General features: G+C 70.6%; 17 protein-coding genes. 7 read left to right on the top strand and 10 right to left on the bottom strand.

Translation table 11 applies throughout. The annotated features are described in order from the left end of the window. The 3 genes from QSG27_RS07550 to QSG27_RS07560 form a co-directional block, all read right to left on the bottom strand. Positions 1-1,372: hypothetical protein (locus tag QSG27_RS07550; protein ID WP_306704761.1), on the bottom strand; the 1,372-nt coding region annotated here is incomplete at its 3' end. A 68-nt stretch (positions 1,373-1,440) separates the two neighbouring features. Further along, positions 1,441-1,782 carry a hypothetical protein gene (locus tag QSG27_RS07555; RefSeq protein ID WP_306704763.1) on the bottom strand — a complete coding sequence of 114 codons (342 nt, stop codon included), beginning with the start codon at positions 1,780-1,782 and terminating at the stop codon, positions 1,441-1,443. After that, positions 1,779-1,985, bottom strand: a complete 207-nt coding sequence (locus tag QSG27_RS07560; RefSeq protein WP_306704765.1) for a hypothetical protein — start codon at positions 1,983-1,985, stop codon at positions 1,779-1,781. The genes QSG27_RS07555 and QSG27_RS07560 overlap by 4 nt, the downstream gene beginning before the upstream one ends. Before the next feature lie 213 nt (positions 1,986-2,198). Here QSG27_RS07560 and QSG27_RS07565 point away from each other — a divergent pair, with 213 nt between their 5' ends. Beyond that, positions 2,199-2,399 (top strand): hypothetical protein, encoded by a 201-nt coding sequence (locus tag QSG27_RS07565; RefSeq protein ID WP_306704767.1) that lies wholly within the window; start codon positions 2,199-2,201, stop codon positions 2,397-2,399. A gap of 42 nt (positions 2,400-2,441) precedes the next feature. Here QSG27_RS07565 and QSG27_RS07570 read toward each other — a convergent pair whose 3' ends face one another. Together QSG27_RS07570 and QSG27_RS07575 are read right to left on the bottom strand one after the other, a co-directional pair. Further along, complete coding sequence (locus QSG27_RS07570; RefSeq protein ID WP_306704769.1) at positions 2,442-2,639, bottom strand: hypothetical protein; 198 nt, start codon at positions 2,637-2,639, stop codon at positions 2,442-2,444. Between the two features lie 204 nt (positions 2,640-2,843). Next, positions 2,844-3,026: a hypothetical protein gene (locus QSG27_RS07575; RefSeq protein WP_306704772.1), complete on the bottom strand. Its 183-nt coding sequence runs from the start codon at positions 3,024-3,026 to the stop codon at positions 2,844-2,846. Between the two features lie 213 nt (positions 3,027-3,239). Here QSG27_RS07575 and QSG27_RS07580 point away from each other — a divergent pair, with 213 nt between their 5' ends. Continuing rightward, positions 3,240-5,894 (top strand): DUF3772 domain-containing protein, encoded by a 2,655-nt coding sequence (locus QSG27_RS07580; RefSeq protein WP_306704774.1) that lies wholly within the window; start codon positions 3,240-3,242, stop codon positions 5,892-5,894. A 6-nt stretch (positions 5,895-5,900) separates the two neighbouring features. On the opposite strand, the gene QSG27_RS07585 is transcribed toward QSG27_RS07580, so the two are convergent. The 3 genes from QSG27_RS07585 to dusA form a co-directional block, all read right to left on the bottom strand. After that, positions 5,901-6,137, bottom strand: coding sequence for a hypothetical protein (locus QSG27_RS07585; protein WP_306704776.1), 237 nt, complete (start codon positions 6,135-6,137; stop codon positions 5,901-5,903). Positions 6,138-6,473: 336 nt separating this feature from the next. Further along, complete coding sequence (locus QSG27_RS07590) at positions 6,474-7,625, bottom strand: MFS transporter (RefSeq protein ID WP_306704778.1); 1,152 nt, start codon at positions 7,623-7,625, stop codon at positions 6,474-6,476. Between the two features lie 108 nt (positions 7,626-7,733). After that, a complete protein-coding gene (dusA, locus tag QSG27_RS07595; RefSeq protein ID WP_306704780.1) occupies positions 7,734-8,720 on the bottom strand; it encodes a tRNA dihydrouridine(20/20a) synthase DusA in 987 nt (328 codons plus the stop codon). Positions 8,721-9,067: 347 nt separating this feature from the next. On the opposite strand from dusA, the gene QSG27_RS07600 reads away from it, so the two are divergent. The 4 genes from QSG27_RS07600 (at position 9,068) to QSG27_RS07615 (ending at position 12,369) form a co-directional block, all read left to right on the top strand. Beyond that, positions 9,068-9,631, top strand: coding sequence for a hypothetical protein (locus QSG27_RS07600; protein WP_306704782.1), 564 nt, complete (start codon positions 9,068-9,070; stop codon positions 9,629-9,631). 175 nt (positions 9,632-9,806) lie between these two features. Beyond that, positions 9,807-10,340 (top strand): MarR family winged helix-turn-helix transcriptional regulator, encoded by a 534-nt coding sequence (locus tag QSG27_RS07605; RefSeq protein ID WP_306704784.1) that lies wholly within the window; start codon positions 9,807-9,809, stop codon positions 10,338-10,340. Then, positions 10,337-11,974, top strand: coding sequence for an AMP-binding protein (locus QSG27_RS07610; protein ID WP_306704786.1), 1,638 nt, complete (start codon positions 10,337-10,339; stop codon positions 11,972-11,974). Before QSG27_RS07605 ends, QSG27_RS07610 begins: the two co-directional genes overlap by 4 nt. Continuing rightward, positions 11,974-12,369 carry a GtrA family protein gene (locus tag QSG27_RS07615; protein ID WP_306704788.1) on the top strand — a complete coding sequence of 132 codons (396 nt, stop codon included), beginning with the start codon at positions 11,974-11,976 and terminating at the stop codon, positions 12,367-12,369. The genes QSG27_RS07610 and QSG27_RS07615 overlap by 1 nt, the downstream gene beginning before the upstream one ends. Here QSG27_RS07615 and QSG27_RS07620 read toward each other — a convergent pair. Both QSG27_RS07620 and QSG27_RS07625 read right to left on the bottom strand, forming a co-directional pair. Further along, positions 12,333-13,118 carry a class I SAM-dependent methyltransferase gene (locus tag QSG27_RS07620; RefSeq protein WP_306704791.1) on the bottom strand — a complete coding sequence of 262 codons (786 nt, stop codon included), beginning with the start codon at positions 13,116-13,118 and terminating at the stop codon, positions 12,333-12,335. The genes QSG27_RS07615 and QSG27_RS07620 overlap by 37 nt on opposite strands. 151 nt (positions 13,119-13,269) lie before the next feature. Then, positions 13,270-14,220, bottom strand: coding sequence for a ChbG/HpnK family deacetylase (locus QSG27_RS07625; protein ID WP_306704793.1), 951 nt, complete (start codon positions 14,218-14,220; stop codon positions 13,270-13,272). On the opposite strand from QSG27_RS07625, the gene hutI reads away from it, so the two are divergent. Further along, a complete protein-coding gene (gene hutI, locus QSG27_RS07630) occupies positions 14,195-15,406 on the top strand; it encodes an imidazolonepropionase (RefSeq protein WP_306704795.1) in 1,212 nt (403 codons plus the stop codon). The genes QSG27_RS07625 and hutI overlap by 26 nt on opposite strands. Positions 15,407-15,437 lie beyond the last annotated feature (31 nt).

The following is a 15,437-nucleotide window of genomic DNA, read 5'->3' on the forward strand; positions in this document are numbered from 1 at the left end:
GCTCCGCCGTCGCGCCGGCCAGAAGCGCCGGACCGTCCACCCCCGCCACCAGCAGCAGGACCAGGGCGAGCAGCCCCGCAGCGGCGATCCAGCTCCGCGTCACGGCGGTGCGGCTGGTCCCGGCGAAGCGCTCGGCCAGCGCATCGGCGGCTTCCATGACGAAGGCGGGGCTGACGCAGCCCTCGTGATCCGTCGCGATGGCCGCGGCGTCGGGCTCCCGCCCGTCCAGCACCGCCTCGGCGACGGAGCGGGTCAGGCGGTAGGCCCCGGCCAGGGCGAAGGCGTCGGTGGGCGGCAGCGCCCGGATGCGCGCCAGAACCGGGGCCAGCACCGTGTCCAGAAAGGGCGGCAAGGGGGCGGCCTCGGCGTCCGGTCCCACGGTCTCGATCTCGAACGGCACGCCGTCGCATTCGCAGGACAGCGCCACCACCGTCAGCGTGCCGCTGCGCTGGTGGAAAAGCTGCGTGCCGGAATGGCGCACCGTGGCGGGCGTCGGGTCGGCGAGCGCCGCGAAACGGGCGAAGCCGGCCTTTTCCAGAGCCATCCGCACCGCCGCCGGGGCGTCCGGCGGAGCGGTCAGCCCATAGGACGGGTGGGCCGTCAGGCGGGGATGGTGGATGTGGGTGAACTGCCCGACCCCGCCGCAGGTCTCGCAGGCGACCACCCCGGCGCCCGCACAGGCCGGGCAGCGGTGCTGGCCGCGCCCGCCGCAGTCCTCGCACTCCGGCGCGTCGGCGGTGGCGGTGTGGGTGCATCGGACCTTGCCGCCGCGGCAGCCGTCGCCGCCGCAGGCGCGCACCCCGCCGCCGTCGCAGCCGGTGCAGACCTCGTGCAGGTAGTAGGGGCCGCGCAGTGACGGCAGGAGCGGCAAGGGCTCCTCCGCCGCGGAGATCGCCTCCGCCCGCTCGTCCAGCGGGCCGAGCAGCGTGGCGAAACGGTGGGCCGTCTCCAGCGAGGCCGCCTCGGCGTCGAGGTCGCGGGCCAGCGTCGCGTTCAATTCGGCGGCGTTGCGGCAGTAGATGGCGAAACGCACCATCTCCGCGCCCAGCCGGACCTCGACCTCCGTCGCCCAGTCGATGGTCAGGGTCAGATGGGCGCCGACCATCACGTCGCGCTGCCGGGCCTGGAGAAGCGTCACCCCCTCCGGCGCCGGGACGTTGCCGGACGCGGCGCGGCGCAGCCGCCGGAGCAGAGCGCTCTGGGGAGCGGACGGAGCGGAACCGGACCGGTCCGGACCCGGCTGGTCGGCGTTGGGCTGGTCGAGGTTGGGCCGTTCGACGTTGGGCCGTTCGACGTTGGGCCGTTCGACGTTGGGCCAGCCAACGTCGGTCCGGTCGAAATCGAGGCTTTCGAAATCGAGGCTGTCGGGCATGGGGCGTGCGTGTCCGCGAACAGGGGCGCCGGCACAGGAGAAAAGGCCGCGGACGCCGGAACGGAGGGTCAGGCGGCGACGTCCGGCGTGGGGCCGCTGGCAGGGGAGGCGCCGGCAGGGGGCGTGTCGGCGGAGGACGCCCCGTTGCCGGGCTCCCGCTCGCCGGGGTCCTCGCTTTCGGGCGTGTCGCCGGACTCCGGAGCCTCCGCAAGGCTGTCCGGGGCGGGCGCGTGGCGGACCCAGCGGCGGCCCTCCATGACGAAGCCATGGTCACGGAACCACAGCCGCTCCGCCTCGTCGGCGGCACGGAACAGGACCAGCGTCCAGGCTTCGGACTCCTGCGCGCCGTCGCCGCCCCCGTCGGGGGTCGCGTAGGGCTGGAGCGAATAGGGGAAGTCGTCGCGGGTCACTGCATACCCCCCGGATTGGAGCCGCCGGAGCCGGGTGGACGCGCCGAGGTGGCGGAAGGTTCGGCCCCGCCCCCCTCGATCGGCTCCAGATCGCTTTCGGCGGCGTATTTGATGAGGCGGCCATCGGCCAGACGGATGTCGTAAGTCGGCTCACCGGCAAGAGTCCGGGCGACGACGAGCGCGTCCTGGCCTGCATATCTCACCCGTGTTCCCAACCGCAGCATTCCGCCTCCGACCGTGCCTTGACCTCCGTCGCAGGCTAAGGATTCGACCGGTGGCGTGCTGTGTCAAAATCCGGACGCCAAAGGAGCAGGGCTGTGCTTGCGGGGTTCTCCCCTTGCGGGGCTTGGTGCGCGGAGCCTTTTGCGCTGTTGATGGTGCAAAAGGACAGGTGTGGTGCAGCGATGGAGGTGTTCATGCCCGCACAGCGCGACGACGGCAGCCGGAAACCGTCCGTCATCGATCTGGTGACGGATCCCGAGAAGTTCGACCAGTGGCAGCGCCAGAGGGAACGCGACGAAGCGTCGTTGGATCGGGGGCGGGATCGGGACACTGGCCGTGGGCGGAATGACGGCGGCGAACCGGAACGGGGCCGCCCGGATGACCCCGGCAGATGAGATTGAGAGGCCGGGATTGACGGGCCGGGATTGACAGGCTGGCTACTCGGCGGCCTCACGGTGCGGCGGCGCCTCAACCGGGATGCCCAGCGGAGCGCTGCAATGGAACTGCATCAGCCGGCGTTCGACCCGGATCAGATAGGCGCGCGCGTCCAACCCCACGGGGCCGCGGCTGTGTTCGCGGACGAGTCTGATCGCACGACAGGCGTAGCCGCAGTCCGGTGTGGCAAACTGGCACAAGGGAATCATCCGCCTAACGGTGTCGGTCCCAAAGTCTTACTCCTTTCGATAGAGCAAGTCGAGCTTCGGTTGCGACTCGAACTCAATGTCACAACGTGCCGTTCGGCTGGGACGACGGTCTGACGCGGAACGGTGGACATACGAGAGCACGCTCAACTGAACCCGGGGACCCTGCCGCCACCGTCGATGCAGGGGTCGGCGGAGTCAGTTCGATCCCGGATTGCCTTCGGTCCGCGCGCCGGGCTGGGCATTTTCCAGAACCGCCAGATACTCCAGAAGCCGTTCCAGCGTCGCGGTGGGCATCCCGACGGACGGAACGTCGTTGCGCTTGGCGGCCTTCAGCGCGGTGCGGAGCAGGGTGCGGTCGATGTCGGTCAAGCCGGCCATGATCTGTGCGTCGGTGTGGAGCAAAGGTGCACCACCTGTACCACCACGCCGTGCGTTCCCGCCATGCCCAATCATGGGCGGGCGCATCACTCCCTGTCGCATCCTGGTGACACGGCGCGCCATACTTTTGCCGCGCCGCCGAAGAGTATAGGTATCCCTTTTCCCGGTTCGCCGGGGCCGCCGCCATTCGCCAACAAGAGATTTCGAACGGTGATGCAGACTCCTTCCGCTTTCCGCCGCCGGATCGGCCAGCTGCTGATGGCCTGGATGCTTTGTGGCGCGCTCGCCTCGGGCGCCGCCGTTCCGTCCGCCCTGGCCCAGCCCGCCGCCCCGGCGACGGAAGCGGCGGCGGATTTCAAGACCCGTCTGCCGCAATGGCAGAACGCCCTGGAACGGGCCGCCAACCGCATCGCCGGGGGCGATCTGGCGAACACCGAATACGAGACGCTGCGCGCCGATCTGGCGAAGATCCAGCAGGAGGTTCGGGAGGCCGGCGCCGCCGCGGTCGCCGCCCGCGACACCGCGCAGCGCATGCTGGACGCGCTGGGTCCCCCGCCGGCCCAGGGCGCCCCGCCGGAGGAGGCGGGCATCGCGGCGGAGCGCAAGCGCCTGTCCCAGACCATCGCGGAGGTGGAGGGGCGGACCAAGCAGACCGAACTGATCGTCACCCGCGCCGACATCCTGCTGCGCACCGCCGCCGATCAGCGCATGACGCAGCTTACCGAGCAGATCGTCCGGCGCGGCCCGGTGCCGCTTCTGCCCGCCACCTGGGCCGCCCTGCCGGAGCAGATGTCCTATGTGCAGGAGCGCATCGGGCGGGCCTTCGGCATCGTGATGGGCGACGGGGAGTGGCGCGAGCGGCTGTACGGGCTGGGCGCGCTCGCCGCTCTCCTGTTCCTGGTCGCCTGGCCGGTGCGCCGGGTGCTGCTGCGCCGCTACGGCCACCGGGCGCTGGAGGAGCGGCCCAGCTACCGCCAGCGCGTGGTGGCGATGGCGGTGGAGGCGCTGGCCCGCTGCCTGGTGCCGGTGGTGCCGACGCTGGTGCTGTCGGGCGCCCTGGTGGGGCTGCTGCGCGACGCGGCGGACGCCGGGCCGCTGACCGCGCTGGTGGTCGGGGTGTCCGGCGGCCTGACGGCCTTCTTCCTGGTCACCGGAATCGCCCGCGCGACCCTGGCGCCCGACCATCCGTCCTGGCAGCTCGCCAACCTCGACCCGGACAGCGCGCGCCGTCTGGTCCGCCGCGTCCCGCTCGCCATGGTCGGGCTGGCGCTGGCCGGCACGGGCATCGTCCTGTCGGAGGGCATGTTCACCCCGCCGGAACTGCGCTCGATCACCGGCTTCGGCACGATGGCGCTGATCGCCGTGTCGCTGCTGTTCCTGTACCCCGACCATCTCTGGCTCGCCGCCCCGCCGCCCGAGGCCGAGGGGACCGACGGGTGCGGATGCCCGGACGGGGAGGCTGCCGGGCCCGACGTGACGCTGCCGCCGGCGGCTTCCGCCGTTCCAGAGGCGGAGGCAAAGGCGGAGGCGGAGGAGGCGCCGCCCGCCCGTCCGCGGGTCGTCGGGCTGCGGCTGCGCCTGCTGATCGGGGCGGTCGCGCTCGCCTCGCTGGCGGCGTCGGGGGCGGGCTATCTGGTGGGGGCGATCTACGCCTCGAAGCTGATGCTGACCACCCTGGTCATCGGCGGGGTCCTGCTGGTGGCGCGCGGCGTCCTGCGCGAGCTGCTGTGCGTCCTGCTGGAGCGCGGCAGCGGGCAGGTGGCGGAGGTGCGCGACATCGTGATCGCCACCGACCGGGGCCGGCGGATGCTGGGGCAGGCCGGGCGGACGCTGATCGACGGCCTGCTGCTGACCGTCGCGGCCTTCTTCCTGCTGCCGCTGACCGGCATGACCCTGTCGGAGATGAAGGGGCTGGCCGACGGCTTCCTCAGCGGCATCACGGTGGGCGGCGTGCGCATCGCGCCGGGCGACATCATGTCGGCGCTGATGGTGCTGGGCGTCGTGATCGCGGTGACCCGCTTCGTCCAGCGCCAGCTCGACGAGCGCATCCTTGGCCGCGTCAACATGGACGACGGCGTGCGCAACTCCATCCGCATGGGGGTGGGCTATCTCGGCACCACCATGGCGGTGCTGATGTCGGTCGGCACGCTGGGGCTCGACCTGTCCAGCCTCGCCATGATCGCGTCGGCCCTGTCGGTCGGTATCGGTTTCGGCCTGCAAAACGTCGTCAGCAACTTCATCTCCGGCCTGATCATGCTGGTGGAACGCCCGGTGAAGGTGGGCGACTGGGTGGTGGTGAACGGGCTGGAGGGCACGGTGCGCCGCATCAGCGTGCGCGCGACGGAGATCCAGACCTTCCAGCGCGCCTCCGTCATCATCCCGAACTCCGAGTTCATCTCCAAGGCGGTGGTGAACTGGACGCTGAAGGACAAGACCACCCGCATCGAGATCAAGGTCCGCATCGCCTACGACACCGACGCGCGGCAGGTCTACGCGCTGCTGCTGAAGATCGGCTACGGCCACGCCCAGGTGCTGCGCAACCCGGAGCCGATCGTGATGTTCCGCGACTTCGGGCCGAGCGGGCCGGAGTTCGAGCTGCGCTGCTTCGTCGCCAACACCGAGCACATCATCCCGGTGCGCAACGAGCTGCGCATGCGCATCCTGGAGCAGTTCCGCGAGCACGGCATCCGGATGCCGTTCGACCAGCAGACGGTCCACATGCCGAAGGTCGAAGCGATGCTGGAGGCGCTTCTGACCGAGCGGCGCGCCCAGGCCGGCGTGCCGGAGCTTCAGGTGGTGGCCGACGCCGGGAAGGTGGTGCCGCTGGCCGACACGCTGACCGACCGCGGGCCGCGCACCGCGACCTGAGGCGGCTCAAGGCTGCTGCGGTTCCGCCGGTTTGCGGCGCCGCAGCGGGGTGACCTTCGGCGCAGCCGCGGCGGGGTCGGGCAGGGGCTGCCAGCCGGCGATGGCGCGCACGCAGCGGAGCGCCTCCGGGTTGTTGGCGAAGACCGGGAACAGCCGGCGCAACTCCACCACGGCGGACCATTCCCCGCGCTCGTGGAACGCTTGGCGGATCGTTTCGGCTTCGCTCTCGCTGACGGTGAACATGGCGCCAGAGTGCCCCGCGGACCGGTGGCGCGCAAGACGGATCGGCGCCGGAAGGTCCCCTCTGCCGTGGCCCGTATGCCCTGTCAAGGAAAGTTGTTCACAGGCCGGCACATCCTTCGCTTGACTCCCGTTCCGGGCCGGGGCAGCCGCCTCGGCGGAATCGGAAAGGCGGGCGAAGGGTACAAAACCCTTGATTGGTACCGTTTTCCACCCTGCCTAAAAATCGGGCATTTCTGCCGGACCCCTTGAAGGGCCGCCTGTCCCATCGGTTACCCCTCGATTCGCCAACAGAGTTATCCACAGAATCTGGGGATATCCGAAATATCGGAACATCGGTCAGGCCGGGCGGCGGATCAGGCGCACGGCCCCGACGCCGAGCAGCGCGGTCAGCACGCCGCCGAACAGGAACAGGGCGGGCAGGCCGACCTGATCGGCGACCGCCCCGTAGACCACCGGCCCCAGCCCCTGCCCCAGGAAGAAGGAGGAGGCGAAGAGGGCGAGCGCCGACCCGCGGGCCGTCGCCGACAGCTCGGTCGCCTGGGTCTGCATGGTGTTGTGCAGCATGTAGAAGCCGAATCCGGCGACGAGGAACAGCGCCGCGACCACCGGCCAGGGCACCGGGGCGAGCATCGCCATATAGGCGCCCCCGGCCAGCAGGCCGCCGGCCCCCATCATCCCCCATTGGCCGAGCGTCCCCAGCAGGCGCCGCACGACGACGCTGTAGACAACCCCGCCAACCGCGAAGGCGGCCAGCGTCACGCCGGCCTCGAAGGCGCCCTCGGCCCCGTGGCGGGACAGCATGGGGGCGACGAAGGGGAAGACGCCGAAGATCAGCAGCCCTTCCGCCGCCACCGTCGCGAAGACCCAGACCGACACCGGGTTCGCCAGCACGGAGGTATAGCGCCGCCGCGCGTCGGCCAGCGACAGGGGGTGCCGCTCCTCCCGCTCGCCCTTCAGGAGCAGCGCGGCGGTCAGCGCGATCAGGCCGGTCACCAGCGCCGCCAGGGCGAAGACGGTGCGCCAGCCCGCCACCTCCGACAGGGCGCCGGCCACGGCGGAGCCGGACATCTGGCCCAGGATGACCGCCAGCAGGAAGCGGCTGATGGCGAACTGGCGCTCCGTGTAGACCACGCGGTCGCCGATCAGCGCCATGGCGGCCGGGATGATTCCCCCGGCGAAGGCTCCGGCCAGCATGCGGGCCGCCAGCACGCCGGTGTAGCCGGGCGCCACCGCCGACAGCGCCACCCCGATGGTCAGGATCACCAGCGACAGCCGGACCAGCCGCGTCTTGCCGATGGCGTCGCCGACCGGTCCCAGGACGAGCTGCATCGCCGCGTAGGGCAGCGTGTAGGCGGAGGAGAGCAGGGCCGCCTCGGCCACGCCGATGCCCAGGTCCGACGCGATGACGGTCAGCATCGGGTCGGTCGTCCGCAGCGAAAAGGCGCTGGCGAATCCGGCGAGGCCGAGCATCAGGATGAGACGGCGCATGGGTGGGCAGGGCGTTCCGGCGGGATCGTTCGTACGCCACCGTAAGGCAGGACGGCCCGCATGCCGCACGGCAACCTCGCCATGGCACCCATGCAGCGGCGTGGCCGGTCAGTCTCCGGCGGGCGCAAGGGCGCGGCGCGGCACCAGCGCGGCGGCCTTCAGCAGGATCTCCGGCCCGGCGCCGGGAAGATGCGCGTTCTCGCTGAGGTGGCGGCGCCAGGCGCGGGCGCCCGGAAGGCCCTGGAACAGCCCCAGCATGTGCCGGGTGATGGAGGACAGCGGCGCCCCCCGGCGCATCCGCTCCTCGGCGTAGGCCGCCATGGCCTCCACCACCGCGTGGCGGTCGGGGCCGGGCTCCCCGCCGAACAGCCGGCGGTCGGCGTCGGCCAGGATGTAGGGCGTCTCGTAAGCGGCGCGCCCGATCATCACGCTGTCCAGCGCGGGCAGATGCTCCTCCGCCTCGTCCAGCGTCCGGATGCCGCCGTTGATGGCGATGGTGAGGTGCGGGTTCTCCCGCTTCAGCCGGTGCACGAGGTCGTAGCGCAGCGGCGGGATGTCCCGGTTCTCCTTGGGGCTCAGGCCCTTCAGCCACGCCTTGCGGGCGTGCACGATGAAATGGGTGCAGCCGGCGGCGGACACGGTGCGGACAAAATGGTCCAGGGTCGGCCATTCCTCCATCTCGTCGATGGCGATGCGCGACTTCACGGTGACGGGGATGGACACCGCCTCGCGCATGGCGCCGACCAGCCGGGCGACCAGATCGGGCTCCGCCATCAGGCAGGCGCCGAAGCGGCCCGACTGCACGCGGTCGCTGGGGCAGCCGACGTTCAGGTTGACCTCGTCATAGCCCCATTCCTCGGCGATGCGGGCGCAGGCCGCCAGCTCCGCCGGGTCCGACCCGCCGAGCTGGAGCGCCACCGGATGCTCCGCCGCGTCGTAGCCCAGCAGCCGGTCGCGGTCGCCGTGCAGCACGGCGCCGGTGGTCACCATCTCGGTGTAGAGCAGCGTGCTCCTCGACAGCAGGCGATGGAAGGTCCGGCAATGGCGGTCGGTCCAGTCCATCATCGGGGCGACGCTGAGGGCTATGGCGGGCATGGGCGAAGACATTCGTGAGCTGGGCGTGAAGCGGGCGTGAATCGCGCGTGAACCGAAAAGGCGGCGCATCAATTGGACGAAGCCGGCCCGGATGGCAAGGGGTAGGGCGTGCGGCATTGCCGGCGCAGGGCCTCCGGGCGCAACATCGCCTCGCCATTCCGATATTTTTGCAGCGCATTGAAAAAAAAGTGTGCGCGCAGGCTTGCGCAGGGATTAATGCGATATTACTGACTGTCCCCGGCGTCGCACACCGGTGGCGGAACGGCTTTGCAACCGTCCGGCACCGCCTCGCCAGACCCGTGCACGTCGAACCGCGCATGCCAGAGCCGCGTATGCCAGAGCCGCATATGATCGAACCAGACTTCGAACCGCCAGACGTCGATCCGCCAGACTTCGATCCGGCGGTGACCGATGGGATTGCGCCGGATGAGCTGGCGGATTTCCATGAATGGCGGCAGCGCGTGGTCGGCACCAACATTTCCGACAAGACCCTTCTGGCGACCGACTATCTCAATCACTTCAACGAAATCGTGATGCTGATCGAGATGATCCCGGACATGCCGGACATGCTGGAGGAATGCCTGATCTGGCAGCCCAAGAGCTATCCGGAGCATTTCCGCGACAGCGGCTTTTCCGACAAGGAACTGGCCATCGAGGCGTACGGCCATGTTCCCGCCAAGTTCAAGCGGCCCTTCGAGGACACCATCGCCCAGGCGCATCAGGTGGTCCGGCACACGCTGGAGCGCGTCTCCACCGACATCCACGACGGGGCGTCCGACAAGCTGCGGATGGATTGCCAGACCTCCGTCGCCATGATCCACCGCATCATCCAGGTCGCCAACGGCATCATCCACGGCACCGCCCACGTCATGGAACAGGCGGAAATCGACCTGTATCTGAGCGACGAATAACCGTCGCGGCGTTCAAGGCGATGGCGCCCGATCCTTGCGCGGATGATTATTGCTTGTGCACCAAGCATTCCTTCCTTGCATGGCTCAAAGGCCGAGCGTCAAACTACAGTAAGCCTTCGAACAAAGAGGAGGCGGCGTTTCGGCGGATGCCTCCCACCGGGAGTGGAGACAGACCGTGAAGGGACCCGCCATCGCAGCGGCCGACGCATCGGCCGAGGCGCAGGGGGACGTGTCGGTCGATGTGGAGGCTGCGGCTGATCTCGCCGCCTCCCCGGAGATGCGCCTCTGGCTGCGCCTTTCCGCGTGCGCCGTTCTGATCGGCGCCCGGCTGCGCAGCCGTTTGCGCGACGAGTTCAGCACCACCCAGCCACGCTTCGACCTGCTGTGCCTGCTCGACCGCCAGCCGGAGGGGCTGACCATGGGCGAGCTGTCGAAGCGCATGATGGTCACCAACGGAAACATCACCGGTATTGTAGAACGGCTGGCGAAGGACGGTCTGGTCACGCGCGCCGCCGCGTCGAACGACCGGCGCATGCAGTTCGTCCGGATCACCCCCGAAGGCAGCGCCCTGGCGCAGGCCATCACGGCGGCGCAACGCCGTTGGCTGGCCGAACTGACGGGGGGAATGCCCCACGGCGACGTGGTCCAGTTGATGGGGCTGTTGGGAAAGCTCAAGAAAACGGTGCGTGGCGGAGGCGTCCAGGGATGATTCGGTCCGGTCACATCGACAGCTTCACCCGCGACCGGCTGCCGCCGCCGGAGCAGATGCCCGATTTTTCCTATGACCGGCCCGAGCTGACCTATCCCGAGCGCCTGAACGCCGCCGCGGCCCTGCTGGACGGCTGGCGGGAGCGCGGTTGGGACGAGCGGCCCTGTGTCATCGGAAACGGCGACGTGTGGAGCTATGGCCGCTTCCGCGACACGGTGGACCGCATCGCCCGGCTCCTGGCCGAAGGGTTCGGGATCGTGCCGGGCAACCGGGTTCTGGTGCGCGGGACCAACACGCCGATGCTGGCCGCCTGCTGGCTGGCGGTGCTGAAGGCCGGCGCGGTCGTGGTGCCGACCATGCCGTTGCTGCGCGCGGCGGAGCTGGAGAGCATCGTCGAGCGCGCCGCCGTCTCGCTGGCGCTGTGCGACGCGCGCTACGTGAAGGATCTGACCGCGGTTGCGGAGGCGATGGGCGGGCGGATGCCCGTGGTGGCCTTCAACGGCGGGGATCTGGAAGCGCGGCTGGAGGGAACCGAAACCGGCTTCGCCGCGGCGGACACCGCCGCCGACGACGTGGCGCTGATCGCCTTCACCTCCGGCACCACGGGCAAGCCGAAGGCGACCGCGCATTTCCACCGCGACCTTCTGGCGGTGGCCGACCTGTCGCCGCAATCGCTGCTGAAGACCGGCGGCGACGACGTGTTCTGCGGCACGCCGTCGCTCGCCTTCGCCTATGGGCAGGGGGGGATGCTGCTGTTCCCGCTGCGGGTCGGGGCGGCGGTGGTGCTTCTCGACCGGGCCACGCCGGAACGGCTGCTGGAGGTGACGGCCACGCACAAGGCGACGGTGATGTTCACCGTGCCGACCGTCTACCGCGCCATGACCGCGCGGATCGAGGAGGAGCCGGCGCTGGCCGAGGGGCTGCGCACGCTGCGCGCCTGCGTCTCGGCGGGGGAGCCGCTGCCCGCCAACACGCTGGAAGGCTGGCAGGCGGTGACGGGGATGGAGATCCTGGACAGCTTCGGCACCACGGAGATGCTGAACGCCGTCCTGCATTCCCCGCCCGGCGCTGTCCGGCCCGGCGCCACCGGCAAGGTGGTTCCCGGCTACGAGGCCCGCGTGGTGGACGACAGCCTGACCCCGCTGCCGCCGGGCCAGATCGGGCGGCTGGCCGTGCGTGGCCCGACCGGCTGCATCTATCTGGACGACCCGCGCCAGGAGAACTACGTGCAGGGCGGGTGGAACCTGACCGGCGACGCCTTCCGCATGGATGAGGACGGTTATTTCTGGTATCACGCCCGCACCGACGACCTCATCGTCTCCGCCGGCTACAAGATTTCCGGCCTGGAGGTGGAGGACGTCCTGCTCCGCCACGAGGCGGTCGAGGAGTGCGCGGTCATCGCGGCGCCCGATCCGCTGCGCGGCTCCATCCCCAAGGCCTTCATCGTCACCCGCGACGGTGTGCGGCCCAGCGACGATCTGGCGGAACGGCTGCAATGCTACGTCAAGGACCGGATCGCCCCCTACAAGTATCCCCGCGCGGTGGAGTTCCTGGACCGCCTGCCGCGGACGGAAACGGGCAAGATCCAGCGCTACAAGCTGCGGCAGAGGGAATGGGTGGACGGCGAGGATTGATGCACGGCCCGCTGGTTCAGTTCGTTCTGTTCGTCGTGGTCGGCTGCGCCGCGGCGGTCGGCCATTACGGGGTCCTGATCGCCCTGTCGGAACTGGCGGCGGCCCCGCCGGTCCTCGCCTCGGCGGCGGGGTTCCTGGTCGGCGGCGTCATCAGCTATCTGCTGAACTACGGCCATGTCTTCCGCAGCGAGCAGGAGCACCTGCCCACCGCCGCGAAGTTCGTCGCCGTCGCGGCGGTGGGGCTGTGCCTGAACAGCGCCATCATGTGGGGTCTGGCGCAGCGGCTGGGCCTGCATTACCTGCCGGCCCAGCTCGCCGCCACGGCGCTGGTGATGCTGTGGAGCTTCGGCGCCAACCGCTATTGGACCTTCAACGCCGGATCGCCCGCCGGCTGAGCGCCCATCGGTTGAGTATGGGGGCGGGCGACGAAGGAATGGCGGTGCGGGGTCGGGCCGATGTTCTTCGGCAACCGGTCGGCCCGCAGCCCGGCGGCGGACAGCCGCGTCTGCAACTCCGTGGGCGTGTAGGTGGAAAAGCCGGCTTCCCGCCGGATGCGGCGGTAGTCGGACAGGGCCATGCGCCCCAGCCCCATCAGGGCGGCCATCAGGAATCCGTGCTGGCGCGCCATGCTGAGCTGGCTGGCGATGTCGCGCAGCATCGGCGTGTCGGGGTCCACCACATCGGCGATCAGGATGCGCCCCCGCGCACTGACCAGACCGCGCCAGAGGTGGAGAACGCCGTCCAGCTCCTCGCGCGGGATGTATTGGAGGACGGAGACGGCCAGCACCAGATCGACGCTGCCCGGCGGCAGGGCCGCGAGGTCGTCGTCGTCCAGGATCCGGATTCCCGGATGGCCGCCCAGACGGTCGCGCAGCCGTTGCCGCACGGCGGGGGCGGCGTCGTACAGCCAGACGTTCCGGCAGCGCTTCGCCATGGCCTCCGCCGCCAGCGCGTCGCCGCACCCGAAATCCAGGACGGTCCCCCCCTCCGGAAGATGGGTGTCGAGGTCGCTTTGCAGGCAGGCGAAATGGGCTTCCAGATTCCGCTGGTTCGCGTAGATGGCGTTGGGCCGGTTCCAGAAATCCACCCAGCCGCCCGACCCCTGTCCGTCCGGTGGCCCGGACGACATCCCGTTGTTGTGCATTCCCGCATCCCCTTTTGTGGGCCATTTCTTGTCGAGGGGATGTTGTTATTCGCCTTGCCGAATTGAAGAGCCCCCCGGTCCGATTGTGTCGTAACCATGGAGGAAACCAACCGTCGGGCGGTCGAAAATGACCGGCGGCGCCTATGCCGCATCAGGCCGCGGGAAGCCCGGCGAAGCGGGCGAGGCGGATGTTCCGCTCGGCGAGCAGGGCGGCGAAGGCCGGGCTTTTCAGATGGTCGTGCTCCACCTTGCGCTGGTCCACCAGGGGGTCGGCGCGGCGCAGGGCCTCGTCCGGGATGCCGGGATGGACCATCACCAGCAGCCGCCCGGCGGGGCGGTCGAGGAAGCGCGCCATCAGATCGGGGAAGGGCCGGCGTCCGGAAAAATCGTAGACCCCGGCGAAGCGGTCGTTGGCGGGAATGCCGCGCGCCCGCGCCAGCCGCGCCAGCCCGCCGCCCAGCCCGCCGATCAGCAGCGTCTTCGGCACCGCCACGCCACGCCGCAGGACGGCGCTCACCGGCTCTGCGCACAGGCGGACATAGGCGCCGGGCAGGGCGGCCAGGGCGTCGGCCACCGCCTCCCGCACGGTGGGAAGCTGGTGCACATGCTGGTGCCCGTCGATGTAGTCCGGCGGCCCGCCCCAGGCGGCGGCGAAGGCGTCGATCTGCCGGGCCAGCTCCTCCCGGATCTCCCCGGGGTCGAGGCCGCCGGTGTAGGCGAGCTTCATCAGCGTGCCCAGCGGCGGCAACCGCCCGCCGGGGGCCAGTGTCGGCAGGGAACCCAGCGGCGTCTGGTCGGTCAGGGTGAAATGCAGCCCGACGTCGGCCCTGCCGGCCAGTTCCTTCAGCGCCGCCGCCCCCTCCGCCCAATAGGGGCAGAGCGACATGACCGAGGTCGCCGTCAGGCGTCCGGCGGCGATGAGATCCCGGATGGCCTCGTTGACGCCCGGCGACAGGCCGTAGTCATCGGCGCAGAGCAGGACCGGATGCGCGGAACGCGGGGCTGGGGTGGTGTCGGTGATTGGCATGGCGATGTAAGGTGGGGCGGACAGCGGCGCGAAGCCGGGGAGGGGGATGATGGAGTGGGACAGCCTGTGGTTCAACGGTCATGCGGCCACCATGGGGCCGATGGGCAATGTTCGGAACGCGGCGATCGCCGTGAAGGACGGGCGGATCGCCTGGGTCGGCGCCGCCGGGGACCTCCCTGCGGGCCGCGCCGCCGAGGAACATGACCTGGGCGGACGCTGGGTCTCGCCGGGGCTGATCGACTGCCACACCCATCTGGTTTTCGGCGGCAACCGCGCCCGCGAATTCGAAATGCGGCTGGAGGGCGCCACCTATGAGGAGATCGCCCGCGCCGGGGGCGGCATCGCCTCCACCGTCGCCGCGACCCGCGCCGCCGACGAGGAGAGCCTGATCGCCGCCGCCGCCGTCCGCCTGCAACATCTGCTGGCCGAGGGCGTGACGGTGGTGGAGGTGAAGTCCGGCTACGGCCTCGATCTCGCCACGGAGCGGCGGATGCTGCGCGCCGCGCGGGCGCTGGGGGAGCGCTTCCCGGTGACGGTGCGGACGACCGGTCTGGCCGCCCACGCCCTGCCGCCGGAATTTGCCGGGCGGGCGGACGACTACATCGCGCTGGTCTGCGGGGAGATCCTGCCCTCCCTGGCGGCGGACGGGCTGCTGGACGCGGTGGACGCCTTCTGCGAGCGGATCGCCTTCTCGCCGGAGCAGACGGCCCGCGTGTTCGACACCGCGGAACGGCTGGGCCTGCCGGTGAAGCTGCACGCCGACCAACTGTCGGACGGCGGCGGGGCCGCGCTGGCCGCCCGCTACACGGCGCTGTCCGCCGACCATGTGGAGCACACCGGCGAGGACGGCGCGCGGGCGATGGCGGCGGCGGGGACGGTGGCGGTTCTGCTGCCCGGCGCCTTCTACATGCTGCGCGAGACGAAACTGCCGCCCATCGAGCTGTTCCGGCGGCATGGCGTGCCGATGGCGGTGTCCACCGACTGCAACCCCGGCACCTCGCCCGCCGTGTCGCTCCTGCTGATGCTGAACATGGCCTGCACCCTGTTCCGCCTGACCCCGCAGGAGGCGCTGGCCGGCGTTACCCGCAACGCCGCGCGGGCGCTGGGCATGGCCGGCACGCACGGCACGCTGGAGCCCGGCAAGGCCGCCGATCTGGCCGTCTGGGACGTCGGCGACCCGGCGGAGCTGTGCTACTGGCTGGGCGCCAACCCTTGCGCCGCGGTGGTGCGGGGCGGGCGGCTGGTGCGGGGCGGCGTGTGATGAAATCGTCCGGAGCGTGGGCTATCATCGG

This window comes from Azospirillum isscasi, from assembly GCF_030849505.1.
In the GTDB taxonomy this organism is placed as follows: Bacteria; Pseudomonadota; Alphaproteobacteria; order Azospirillales; family Azospirillaceae; genus Azospirillum; species Azospirillum isscasi.